The following is a 12,725-nucleotide window of genomic DNA, read 5'->3' as shown; positions in this document are numbered from 1 at the left end:
GCCGGTACTGCAAAAATCGCCATACCACTCCGTGGCTTAAAATGAAGAGCCGGTTAGAACGCACAGATGGTCAATGCGCACTCAAATTATTGTCGATGGTACTAGCAGGTAATCTCGAATTGGCACCAGCTAATGACCTTTCCAAACCAGCGTCCACCATTAAGGTAACCAGTGATAAGCGAATCCAACAGATCAAGTGCAGTCTAACCTGCCAGATGTAGTAGTGCTAGATTTCAAGCAGGCACAATCCTTTACGCTTGTACACTCCAAACAAGATACCAATGGTGATTTCTGTGCATACTCAGAACTCTCCACAGAAGGCACGATGTTGAAGTGACGAAAACAAAAAATCATCATGCTTAGAAGCCTTCACAATACGCTCTCGAATCTTTTCTAGCTGTCCCATGACGGCAGAAAACTCGACCTGTAAATCAACCGGAGGCACCGCTACGGGAATTTTGGCCAAATTGGATTGATTTATTCCAGATATTGTAGATTGAGTTACATAGGGACGAACGAACCTTTCTCGAACCCGTTTGTTATTGAGGTAATGGAAGAGATAAAGGGGGCTTACCAACGATTTAATTGGTCTGACTCGTATAAATGAGGACTCAAAAATTAACGCCTCATCTGCCTCCGGTACCATGCAGGGTTTAGCAGCCCCCTCATAGGTCAAGGAACGGCGAGCAATGATTAAGTCATCAGGTGTAAGAGAATATTTATCGACAACTTTTTGATCACAATCGACTCGCTTTAACCCCCCACGCTCAATAATCCCACCAAATGCGTCGCTCATGTGAACCATCTCAACGCCATCATCAGAGTACTTTTCTTTGGGAAAGTAAGCCCCATTCTGGAACCCATCCTCAACGAGCGTTAAAAGTGGCCGCAGTTGAAACTTACCATCTTCTGCACTCGGGTCACCGAACATCTCCACAAAAATCGAATGAGTAAGGAGGTCAAGTTGGACCAATGACTCGAAACGCTTGGCGCGGAGGGCATTCGCTTTGTCTAGTAAAGCGGCGATGCGGCGTTGTTCCGGAAGAGGGGGAACTGGCACTGCAAAGCGCCAAAACTCGCTCATGACCATTCTCGGCATTTTTGCACCAGCAACAACTCTGTTCGCAAAATTCAGAAATTCCGGGGCACGCAGGTAGTGCGCCAAATAGGGCGCGTAGACCTTGTCGGAATTACATCGCAACGAGACAAGCTCTGTCGTTGCATAACCATGCTCGTCCGCGAGAACAACCTTGTTCAAGTAGGGCCGTAATTTTGAATAGAGAACAGTGCCTGCGGTAAATGGATAAGTAGAGGGCCCCAAATCACCAACACACACCCTACGCTTTTCGAGAACTTTTCCTGAGTCCCGCTCAATCTGGTCTAGATTAAGGTTCCACACCTCATCGTCAACGGATATTGCATTGGTACATTTTTCATCGATGACCAACTCGGCAATTGGAAGACGAATGAATCCGGTCACTTAAACATCCCCTCTAACTCAGCAATTCCCGTCTGAATCTCAATTTCCAGATGTTTCAGTCGTTCGATGATTTCCAATGGAGTCTCATAAATAGCGACTTCATGCACTACTTCCTTGTAACGATTGATGGAAAGGTCATAACCCTGAGCCGCAATATCGACCTTCGGCACATAGAAGTTCTGCTCAGTGCGTGGGCTTTCACCTTCATTCCTGCCGCGCTGGCGCCAACGGGTTAGGAGGTCGGGTAGATTGTTTTTGGCATGATCAGCTTCGCTCAACTCCTGCCTAGGGCACGGGCCCAACTTAGCCTCATCCAATAAAGGCTGGCGTCTGTCGTCCAAGCTCCAGCCATCGGCTTGCATGTCGTAGAACCAAACATTGTCGGTGCCACCCGAATTAGTCTTGGTAAATAGCAATATTGCTGTGGAGACGCTCGCATAGGGCTTGAAGGCACCGGAGGGGAGGGAGATCACGCCATCCAGTTTCTGATCCTCCACTAGCATGCGGCGAAGCTCCTTATGCGCCTTGGTGGAGCCAAATAGCACCCCGTCCGGCACAATTACTGCTGCCCGTCCGCCCGGCTTGAGTAGGCGCAGGAATAGAGCAAGGAACAGCAACTCGGTCTTCCTAGTCTTGACAATGCTGAGTAGGTCTTTTGCCGTATTGTCGTAATCTAGGCTACCGGCGAAGGGTGGGTTGGCCAAGATCAGCGAATACTTTTCTTCGTCTCCCGCGTGATCCTGAGCCAGGGAATCCTTGTAGCGGATATCCGGGTTATCCACCCCGTGCAACGCCATGTTCATACTGCCGATGCGCAGCATGGTATTGTCGAAGTCGTATCCGTGAAACAAGCCGTTATGAAAATGCACTCGGTCGGTATGACTGTTGAACAAGTCAGCATGCCGCTCACGTAGATACTCACCGGCAGCAACCAGGAAGCCACAAGTACCGCTTGCCGGATCGCAAATTACATCCTTGGGCGTCGGCGCAGTCAGCTCAACCATGAGCTGGATAATGTGACGCGGGGTACGAAACTGACCGTTCTGCCCAGCAGCAGCAATCTTCCCGAGCATGTATTCGTAGATATCGCCCTTGGTGTCCCGATCTTCCATCGGAACCTGGTCGAGCAGATCAACTACCTTGGCCAGCAAACCAGGTGTAGGAATGGTGAAACGGGCATCCTTCATATGGTGTGAGTAAGTGGACCCGTCGCCTCCCATTTGGCGGAGGAAGGGGAAGACGTGTTCACCAACAACTTTATACATTTCCGCCGGTGAAAAGTTTTTGAGTCGAGACCAGCGCAGATCGTCAAAAGGTCGACCTTTATCGTCCGTACCTGCGGGGTAAATGGGTTTTCGGATAGCCTCGCCAAGAATTCTGGCCTTAGCCTCTTCGAGCATCTGCTCATCGTCCAAACGGCGAATGAACAACAGATATGTAATCTGCTCAATCACCTCCAAGGGGTTAGCAATTCCTCCTGACCAAAAAGCATTCCAGATTGCGTCTATTTGGCTGCGAATTTCACCGGTCAGCATGACGCTTACCACTCCTTACTGGTTATGTATAAGCCATAGCGAATGGGCGCCGGCTAAATCCGTTTCATGTTAACTGACTGGCCGTCAAAGCAGTACCGAGTACACAGCCAAACAACTCACACAGCAACAGCACCCGACAGGGTGCTATTGCGAGGGCTTTCAAGTGACCTTTGATTTCTTCAAATCCGCTGAGCTTCGGCAAAAATGGAACAACGTTCCCTACTACAACACCCAGGCAAGGTTGCGGTTCATTTTAATGAAGCGGCAACCATGCTCCATAACCTAGCGCAGAATAAAAGAGAACCACGAGCATGCCCTGAACCGTTGATTGGCCGACACGGGGTTTAACCTACCACAATGAAAAACCCCGGCACATAGGCCGGGGTTTTGCTTTAGCAGGCGACAATATTCCGCCCACTTACGACATTTAATGTGCCCATCGACACTGGATCAGAAATCCAGGTTGGAAACCGCCAGGGCATTGCTTTCGATGAAGTCACGACGAGGTTCGACCGCATCACCCATCAGGGTGTTGAAGATCTGGTCCGCGCCAATGGCGTCTTCGATAGTCACTTTGAGCATCCGGCGCTGGCTTGGGTCCATGGTGGTTTCCCACAGCTGATCCGGGTTCATTTCACCCAGACCTTTGTAGCGCTGGATGGTGTGACGCTTGGTGCTTTCAGCCATCAGCCATTCAAGGGCTTCCTTGAACTCAGTCACCGGCTTCTTGCGCTCGCCACGCTGGATGTACGCGCCATCGTCAAGCAAGGTGCTCAGCTGGGCGCCCAGGGAGACAACGGTCTTGTAATCGTTGCTGCCGAAGAAGTCGCGGTTGAACGTGACGTAGTTCGACAGGCCGTGGGAGATCAGTTCGACCTCGGGCAGCCAGACGTTACGCTCGCGGTCTTCACGCAGACTCGCTTTGTAAACCAGACCCGATTTCTCGACGGTGCGCAGGCGGACTTCGTACTGGGCCATCCAATCCTGCATCGCTGCGTGATCGGACAATTGCTCCAGGCTTACCGCTGGCAGGTAGATGAAGTGCTCGGTCAGTTCCTGTGGGTACAGGCGCGACAGACGCTTGAGGGTCTTCATCACCAGACGGAAGTCGTTCACCAAGCGCTCGAGCGCTTCACCGGAGATACCCGGGGCTTCTTCGTTCAAGTGCAGGCTCGCGTCTTCCAGGGCCGACTGCGTCATGTACTCTTCCATGGCGTCGTCGTCTTTGATGTATTGCTCTTGCTTGCCTTTCTTGACCTTGTACAGCGGCGGTTGAGCGATGTAGATGTAGCCACGCTCAATCAGCTCCGGCAACTGACGGAAGAAGAAGGTCAGCAGCAGGGTACGGATGTGCGAACCGTCGACGTCAGCATCGGTCATGATGATGATGTTGTGATAACGCAGCTTGTCGATGTTGTACTCGTCGCGGCCAATGCCGCAGCCCAGCGCGGTGATCAAGGTGCCCACTTCTTGCGAAGAGATCATCTTGTCGAAGCGCGCCTTCTCCACGTTGAGGATCTTGCCTTTCAGCGGCAGGATGGCTTGGGTTCGACGGTTGCGTCCCTGCTTGGCGGAGCCGCCAGCAGAGTCACCTTCCACGAGGTACAGTTCGGAAAGGGCAGGGTCTTTTTCCTGGCAGTCAGCCAGTTTGCCCGGCAGGCCAGCGATATCCAGCGCACCTTTACGACGGGTCATCTCACGGGCTTTACGCGCTGCTTCACGCGCACGTGCCGCGTCGATCATCTTGCCGACGACCAATTTCGCTTCGTTAGGGTTTTCCAGCAGGAAGTCGGAGAAGTACTTGCCCATTTCCTGTTCGACAGCCGTCTTCACTTCGGAAGAAACCAGCTTGTCTTTGGTCTGGGAGCTGAACTTCGGATCCGGCACCTTCACCGAAATGATTGCAGTCAAGCCTTCACGGGCGTCATCACCGGTGGTGGCGACTTTGTGCTTCTTGGCCAGGCCTTCAGCTTCGATGTAGGTGTTCAGGTTACGCGTCAGTGCGGAACGGAAACCCACCAGGTGGGTACCGCCGTCGCGCTGCGGAATGTTGTTGGTGAAACACAACAGGTTCTCGTTGAAGCTGTCGTTCCACTGCAGCGCGATTTCCACGCCGATGCCGTCTTCACGCTGGATGTTGAAGTGGAACACCTGGTTGACCGGGGTCTTGTTGGTGTTCAGGTATTCAACGAACGCACGCAGGCCGCCTTCGTACTTGAACAGCTCTTCCTTGCCGCTGCGCTCGTCTTTGAGGACGATACCGACACCGGAGTTGAGGAAGGACAGTTCACGAATCCGCTTGGCCAGGATGTCCCAGCTGAAGTGGATGTTCTTGAACGTCAGGTCGGATGGTTTGAAGTGAATCTGCGTACCGGTGGTTTCGCTTTCACCGACGATTTTCATCGGCTCTTTCGGCACACCGTGGATGTACGTCTGTTCCCAGATCTTGCCGCTGCGGCGAACGGTCAGGACCAGCTCTTCAGACAGCGCGTTCACAACCGAGACACCTACACCGTGCAGACCGCCGGAGACTTTGTAGGAGTTGTCGTCGAACTTACCGCCGGCGTGCAGCACGGTCATGATGACCTCGGCTGCCGAAACGCCTTCTTCTTTATGCACGTCTACCGGGATGCCACGACCGTTGTCGCGAACGGTGATGGACTCGTCCGGGTGGATGATAATGCTGATGTCGTCGCAATGGCCGGCCAGAGCTTCGTCGATCGAGTTATCGACCACCTCGAATACCATGTGGTGCAGACCGCTGCCATCGTCGGTGTCACCAATGTACATACCGGGACGTTTGCGTACGGCATCCAGGCCTTTCAGCACTTTAATGCTCGTTGAGTCGTACGTATTTTCTTCGCTCAATGCCTTCACTCCCGATGGTCGTGGTTCTGGGTGATGCGGCCCTGTTCCACGTGGAACAGAGCGACTGGCGTTTCCGTCTGCCAGCCTTCCCTCAATAATTCGTGATCTACACAGGTGATAAACACCTGGCAGCGTAAGTCTTCCAGCAAGCGGCAAAGCGCGCGGCGGTGTTGCTCGTCCAGTTCAGACGGCAAGTCATCCACCAGATAAATACACTGGCCACGTCGGGCTTGGCTGACCAAATGCCCCTGGGCAATCCGCAATGCACAAACCACCAGTTTCTGCTGACCGCGGGACAAGATGTCTGCGGCGTTATGGGCGCCCAATTTAAGACGCAAATCAGCGCGTTGTGGTCCGGCTTGGGTATGACCCATTTGCTGATCCCGCTGAACGGACCCAGCGAGCACTGCACTCAACTCCCGGTCTTTGTCCCAGCCTCGGTAATAGCTGAGCGTCAAACCTTCAAGCTCAACCAATTCACTCAAGGTCTGTTCAAAGACTGGTTTCAAGGCTTTGATATAGGCGCGGCGGTATTCATCAATTTCAGTGCTGGCCTGGCACAGTTCCCTGTCCCAAACCGCTTGCGAAACGGCGTCAAGTGTACCATGCCGCAGCCAAGAGTTTCTCTGGCGCAAGGCCTTCTGCAAGCGCTGCCAGGTGGACATGAATCGTGGTTCCACGTGGAACACGCCCCAGTCGAGAAACTGCCGACGAATCTTCGGTGCCCCCTCAAGCAGGCGGAAGCTGTCAGGGTTGATCAACTGCAATGGCAGGATCTCTGCCAATTGCGCAGCACTGCGAGCGTTCTGTCCGTCAATACGAATCTGGAACTCGCCTTGGCGATCCCGCGAAATCCCCAGTGCGCTATGTCCACCCTCAGCCAATTCCACCTGACCAAAGACTGTGCAGGCCAATTGCTCGTATTGGATAACGGGTAACAGACGGGCGCTACGAAACGAACGGGCAAGTCCCAGCAGGTGAATGGCTTCCAGCACACTGGTTTTGCCGCTGCCGTTGGCGCCGTAAAGAATATTGATTCGGGGGGAGGGGGAGAAGGTCACCGTGTGCAGATTGCGCACCGCGGTGACCGAGACGCGACTTAAAGACATTAGCTTCTGCTGAGCATGATTACAGACGCATCGGCATGACAACGTAGGCCGAGTCATCGTTGTCCGACTCTTGCACCAGCGCGCTGCTGTTGGAGTCCGACAGGATCAGGCGAACCTGCTCGGTGGTCATCACACCCAGCACGTCGAGCAAATAGCTGACGTTGAAGCCGATTTCCAGATTGCCGCCGTTGTACTCAACGCCTACTTCTTCTTCCGCTTCTTCCTGCTCCGGGTTGTTGGCCTGGATCTTCAGCTGACCATTGGCCAGTTGCAGACGGATCCCGCGATACTTCTCGTTGGACAGAATCGCGGTGCGGCTGAACGCCTCGCGCAGTGCCTGGCGATCACCCAGTACCAGCTTGTCGCCGCCCTTGGGCAGAACGCGCTCGTAATCCGGGAATTTACCGTCGACCAGTTTAGAGGTGAAGGTGAACTCGCCGGTGGTGGCGCGGATGTGATGCTGTCCAAGGACAATGCTGACAATACCGTCCGGCTCAGTCAGCAAACGCGCCAACTCGAGGATACCCTTGCGCGGCACGATGACCTGGTGGCGATCAGGCTGACCGATATCGGCCTGCATCGAACACATGGCCAGACGGTGCCCGTCGGTGGCCACGGCGCGGATGATCCCGGCCGATACTTCTAGCAGCATACCGTTCAGGTAATAACGCACGTCTTGCTGGGCCATCGCGAAGCTGGTGCGTTCGATCAAGCGACGCAGTTTGCTTTGCTCGAGGCTGCAAGTCAGCGAGCCCGGGCCTTCTTCCACCGTCGGGAAGTCATTGGCTGGCAAAGTTGACAGGGTGAAGCGGCTACGGCCGGCCTTCACCACCAGCTTCTGCTCGTCAACCTTGATGTCGATCAGCGCATCGTTTGGCAAGCTTTTGCAGATATCCATCAGCTTGCGCGCCGGCACGGTGATCGAACCCGGGTCCGCAGGCTCTTCGAGTTGTACACGACCCACCAGTTCGACTTCCAGGTCGGTACCGGTCAACGACAGTTGCTGGCCATCGACAACCAGCAGCACGTTGGAGAGCACCGGCAAGGTCTGTCGGCGCTCGACAACGCCTGCGACCAGTTGCAGGGGTTTCAACAGGGCTTCGCGTTGAATGGTGAAATGCATGGTCTAGTCCCTTGCCTTAATAAGCTGCGCTGGTGTTCATCAAGTGGTCAGTGTACGCAGCAGGTTCTTGTAGTCCTCGCGGATGTCCGCGTCGGATTCCTTAAGTTCGTTGATCTTGCGGCAGGCGTGCAAAACAGTGGTGTGGTCGCGGCCGCCAAACACATCGCCGATTTCCGGCAGGCTGTGGTTAGTCAACTCCTTGGACAACGCCATGGCAACCTGACGCGGACGAGCGACCGAGCGTGAACGACGCTTGGACAGCAGGTCGGAAATCTTGATCTTGTAGTACTCGGCGACGGTGCGCTGAATGTTATCCACAGAGACCAGCTTGTCTTGTAGCGCCAACAGATCTTTCAGGGATTCGCGAATCAACTCGATGGTGATATCGCGGCCCATGAAGTGCGAGTGGGCGATCACGCGTTTAAGCGCACCTTCCAGCTCACGGACGTTGGAACGAATACGCTGGGCAATGAAGAACGCCGCGTCATGGGGCAGATCGACTTTGGCCTGGTCAGCCTTTTTCATCAGAATCGCCACGCGGGTTTCCAGCTCCGGCGGCTCGACGGCAACCGTCAGGCCCCAGCCAAAGCGCGATTTGAGACGCTCTTCAAGGCCTTCAATTTCTTTCGGGTAGCGGTCACTGGTGAGAATAACCTGCTGACCACCTTCAAGCAGAGCGTTGAAGGTGTGGAAAAACTCTTCCTGCGAACGTTCCTTGCGAGCAAAGAACTGAATGTCATCGATCAGCAATGCATCCACCGAACGGTAGAAGCGCTTGAACTCGTTGATTGCATTCAGTTGCAGCGCCTTGACCATGTCAGCTACGAAACGCTCGGAATGCAGGTACACGACCTTGGCATTCGGGTTCTTCTTTAATAGGTGGTTACCCACAGCGTGCATCAAGTGGGTTTTACCCAGGCCGACACCGCCATAAAGGAAGAGCGGGTTGTAACCGTGCTTGGGATTGTCCGCCACCTGCCAGGCGGCTGCTCGGGCCAACTGGTTGGACTTGCCTTCGACGAAATTCTCAAAGGTGAAAGTGCGGTTCAGGTAGCTGGTGTGCTTGAGCGCCCCTTCGACTTGCACGGTGCGCTGTTCCGAACGAACCGGAGCCTGCTGAGAACTGGCCCCCGCCATCGGATCGAAACTGTCGCGCGACGGCTCTTCACTGACTTCGGCAACTTTGTGCGCCGAACGCTTGGTCGGCGAAGCCATCGGCGCGGGTGCCGGAGCACTGACAGGCGCCTGGGCCTGTGATGCGGCTGCGGCCAAAGGCGCATTCGGCGCGGCACGCGGAGCCGAACTGCGCTTGCTGCCTATTAATAAGGACAGCGCCGGCGCCGTGCCATTGCCATGCTCATCCAGCAGTTCAAGGACGCGCCCCAGGTACTTTTCATTGACCCAGTCGAGAACAAAACGATTCGGTGCGTAGACGCGCAACTCGTCGCCTTCGGCTTCGACCTGTAGTGGACGGATCCAAGTGTTGAATTGTTGGGCAGGCAGCTCATCGCGCAAAAGCTCCACGCACTGCTGCCAAAGTTCCACTGACACGGATATCCCCTAAGTTGAAAGCCGGTGAGGCAAAAACAAGCGGCCATTGTAGCGACCAGACGCCCACTTATCCACATGCAGGTTGCGAACCTGCCATGAATTATCAACGCGTTAACCGATAAAAAGACGACCAATGGTCTGTGAATAAGCTCTGTGGATAACCGCCCATGAGGGCACTGGACAAGTGGGGGCGAAACCCGGTGGATAACCTGCATGTGGATAACAGCGCCTTTCACACACAGCTTATCCGACAGCGCAGCACAGGCTGACCACTGTTTTCCACCGTAGTTGTCATTCGCTGTACACCATGACTTATAAGGGCTTATGGCAGTTATCCACAGAAGATCGTGCCCCTAGCTTTTATAAGCTTTACAAAAAAGCTTTAAATAACTTCCTTCTTTATTTCTATATCTAGCCAAGGACCTTCCTGTGAGAAAACGCCTTGATATCTATTTATCAGGAAACGCTGGTTGGAAATTGACCTAGAGGCTTGCTTTCTCTAGAATCCCCGGTCTCTTAAAACGGGGGCCATTCCGGCCCGTTGTGGACGAACCAGGTAACACGACAATGAAACGTACTTTCCAACCAAGCACTATCAAACGCGCTCGTACCCACGGTTTCCGTGCTCGCATGGCTACCAAGAACGGTCGTGCCGTCCTGTCGCGTCGTCGCGCCAAAGGTCGTGCGCGTCTGGCCGTTTGATAATCCGGCACTGGAGGTGAGTCAGGACTTCAGTCGGGAAAAGCGTCTGCTTACTCCCCGGCATTTCAAGGCAGTCTTTGACTCCCCTACCGGCAAGGTTCCGGGGAAAAATCTCCTGCTCCTCGCGCGCAACAACGACCTTGATCACCCCCGTCTCGGGCTGGTTATCGGGAAAAAGAGCGTAAAGCTCTCCGTCGAGCGCAATCGCCTCAAACGTCTGATGCGCGAATCGTTCCGTCTGCACCAGGATTCACTGGTCGGCTGGGACATCGTTATCGTCGCGCGCAAAGGTTTGGGTGACGTAGAAAACCCCGAATTGATTCAGCATTTCGGCAAACTCTGGAAGCGTCTGGCACGCAACACGCCGGTACCAGCAGTCAAAACCGAAACTGTAGGGGTAGACAGTACCGATGCGTAAACTGGCACTCGTTCCGATCCAGTTTTATCGCTATGCCATTAGTCCTCTGATGGCCAGTCACTGTCGCTTCTACCCCAGTTGTTCCTGCTACGCGTTAGAAGCCATAGAAAATCATGGCCTTCTGCGCGGTGGCTGGCTGACCTTTCGTCGTTTAGGTCGCTGTCATCCGTGGAATCCCGGTGGTTATGACCCGGTTCCGCCTATCCCTACCTCCCGTTCTTCTTCGATGGCCGAGTAATCATGGATATCAAACGCACGATCCTGATCGTCGCCCTGGCAATCGTGTCCTACGTTATGGTCCTTAAATGGAACCAGGACTATGGCCAGGCTGCCCTGCCGACTCAGAATGTTGCTTCCAGTACTACCGCACCGGGCCTACCGGACACGGCGACTGGCAATAATGCTTCTGTCAGTGACGACATTCCACGCGCCACAAGCGATACCAGTGCTACTGCACCGGCTGAAATGCCAGTCGCTGCAAGCAAAGACCTCATCCAGATCAAAACGGATGTGCTCAACCTGGCTATCGACCCACAAGGTGGCGATGTTGCCCAGCTGACGCTGCCGCTGTATCCACGTCGCCAGGACCATCCGGAAATTCCATTCCAGCTGTTCGATAACGGCAACGAGCGGACTTATCTGGCCCAGAGCGGTTTGATCGGCGCTAACGGCCCGGACGCAAGTCCTGCGGGTCGTCCGGTTTACGCCTCGGAGAAGAAGATTTACCAACTGGCTGACGGTCAGGACCAATTGGTCGTCGACCTGAAGTTCAGCAAAGACGGCGTCAACTACATCAAGCGTTTCACCCTGAAACGCGGCCTGTATGACGTAACCGTTTCCTATCTCATCGACAACCAGAGCGCTCAGCCCTGGTCCGGTGCAATGTTCGCGCAATTGAAGCGTGACGCCAGCTCCGATCCTTCTTCCAGCACTGCCACCGGCACCGCGACTTACCTGGGCGCCGCCCTGTGGACAAGTAACGAGCCGTACAAGAAAGTGTCGATGAAGGACATGGACAAGGCTCAGCTGAAAGAAACCGTCAACGGTGGCTGGGTTGCCTGGTTGCAACACTACTTCGTGACCGCGTGGATTCCGGCGAAGGGCGAAAACAACGTCGTCCAGACCCGTAAAGACAGCAAAGGCAACTACATCATCGGCTACACCGCTCCGGCAATGACCGTTGCCCCAGGTGCGAAAGCCGAGACCAGCGCTGTACTTTACGCCGGTCCGAAAAGTCAGGCTGTGCTGAAAGAGTTGTCCCCAGGTCTGGAATTGACCGTCGACTACGGCATTCTGTGGTTCATTGCCCAGCCGATCTTTTGGCTGCTGCAACATATCCACGCGCTGGTCGGTAACTGGGGCTGGTCGATCATCTTCCTGACCATGCTGATCAAAGGGATTTTCTTCCCGCTGTCGGCAGCCAGCTACAAATCCATGGCCCGCATGCGTGCAGTGGCACCGAAACTGGCCGCGCTGAAAGAGCAACATGGCGACGACCGGCAGAAAATGTCGCAAGCCATGATGGAGCTGTACAAGAAAGAAAAGATCAATCCGCTGGGTGGTTGCTTGCCAATCCTCGTGCAGATGCCGGTTTTCCTTTCGCTGTACTGGGTTCTGCTGGAAAGCGTTGAAATGCGCCAAGCGCCGTTCATGCTGTGGATTACTGACTTGTCGATCAAGGATCCGTTCTTCATTCTGCCGATCATCATGGGTGCAACCATGTTCATCCAGCAGCAGTTGAACCCTACACCTCCGGATCCGATGCAGGCCAAGGTGATGAAGCTGATGCCAATCATCTTTACCTTCTTCTTCCTGTGGTTCCCGGCCGGTCTGGTGCTGTACTGGGTAGTCAACAACTGCCTGTCGATCGCCCAACAGTGGTACATCACTCGTAAAGTCGAAGCGGCTACTAAAGCAGCTGCCTGATTTACACTGTGAA

General features: G+C 54.4%; 10 protein-coding genes. 4 read left to right on the top strand and 6 right to left on the bottom strand.

Going from position 1 to position 12,725, the window contains the following annotated elements; translation table 11 throughout:
* Positions 1-301: 301 nt before the first annotated feature.
* The 6 genes from F8N62_RS13970 to dnaA form a co-directional block, all read right to left on the bottom strand.
* A complete protein-coding gene (locus tag F8N62_RS13970; protein ID WP_150711457.1) occupies positions 302-1,480 on the bottom strand; it encodes a restriction endonuclease subunit S in 1,179 nt (392 codons plus the stop codon).
* Entirely contained in the window at positions 1,477-3,015 is a 1,539-nt protein-coding gene (locus tag F8N62_RS13965) for a type I restriction-modification system subunit M (protein WP_150711456.1), read from the bottom strand. The genes F8N62_RS13970 and F8N62_RS13965 overlap by 4 nt, the downstream gene beginning before the upstream one ends.
* 450 nt (positions 3,016-3,465) lie before the next feature.
* Positions 3,466-5,883 carry a DNA topoisomerase (ATP-hydrolyzing) subunit B gene (gene gyrB / locus F8N62_RS13960; RefSeq protein WP_150711455.1) on the bottom strand — a complete coding sequence of 806 codons (2,418 nt, stop codon included), beginning with the start codon at positions 5,881-5,883 and terminating at the stop codon, positions 3,466-3,468.
* A gap of 5 nt (positions 5,884-5,888) precedes the next feature.
* On the bottom strand, positions 5,889-6,992 hold the full coding sequence (gene recF / locus F8N62_RS13955) for a DNA replication/repair protein RecF (RefSeq protein ID WP_150711454.1): 1,104 nt from the start codon (positions 6,990-6,992) through the stop codon (positions 5,889-5,891).
* A 19-nt stretch (positions 6,993-7,011) separates the two neighbouring features.
* Positions 7,012-8,115, bottom strand: coding sequence for a DNA polymerase III subunit beta (dnaN, locus tag F8N62_RS13950; protein ID WP_150711453.1), 1,104 nt, complete (start codon positions 8,113-8,115; stop codon positions 7,012-7,014).
* 39 nt (positions 8,116-8,154) lie between these two features.
* On the bottom strand, positions 8,155-9,666 hold the full coding sequence (gene dnaA / locus F8N62_RS13945) for a chromosomal replication initiator protein DnaA (protein ID WP_150711452.1): 1,512 nt from the start codon (positions 9,664-9,666) through the stop codon (positions 8,155-8,157).
* Between the two features lie 567 nt (positions 9,667-10,233).
* On the opposite strand from dnaA, the gene rpmH reads away from it, so the two are divergent.
* From rpmH to yidC, 4 genes are read left to right on the top strand one after another with little or no spacing between them, the layout of a single operon-like run.
* Positions 10,234-10,368 carry a 50S ribosomal protein L34 gene (gene rpmH / locus F8N62_RS13940; RefSeq protein WP_003213577.1) on the top strand — a complete coding sequence of 45 codons (135 nt, stop codon included), beginning with the start codon at positions 10,234-10,236 and terminating at the stop codon, positions 10,366-10,368.
* A gap of 16 nt (positions 10,369-10,384) precedes the next feature.
* Positions 10,385-10,786 (top strand): ribonuclease P protein component, encoded by a 402-nt coding sequence (gene rnpA, locus F8N62_RS13935; RefSeq protein ID WP_224791369.1) that lies wholly within the window; start codon positions 10,385-10,387, stop codon positions 10,784-10,786.
* Positions 10,779-11,024, top strand: coding sequence for a membrane protein insertion efficiency factor YidD (yidD, locus tag F8N62_RS13930; protein ID WP_010207715.1), 246 nt, complete (start codon positions 10,779-10,781; stop codon positions 11,022-11,024). The genes rnpA and yidD overlap by 8 nt, the downstream gene beginning before the upstream one ends.
* 2 nt (positions 11,025-11,026) lie before the next feature.
* Positions 11,027-12,712, top strand: a complete 1,686-nt coding sequence (gene yidC / locus F8N62_RS13925; RefSeq protein ID WP_150711450.1) for a membrane protein insertase YidC — start codon at positions 11,027-11,029, stop codon at positions 12,710-12,712.
* The last annotated feature ends 13 nt before the right edge of the window (positions 12,713-12,725 follow it).

The organism is Pseudomonas fluorescens (assembly GCF_902497785.1).
GTDB lineage: Bacteria > Pseudomonadota > Gammaproteobacteria > Pseudomonadales > Pseudomonadaceae > Aquipseudomonas > Aquipseudomonas fluorescens_BO.
Note: the sequence above shows the minus strand (reverse complement) of the source record. Positions and strands in the feature narration are given on the sequence as shown.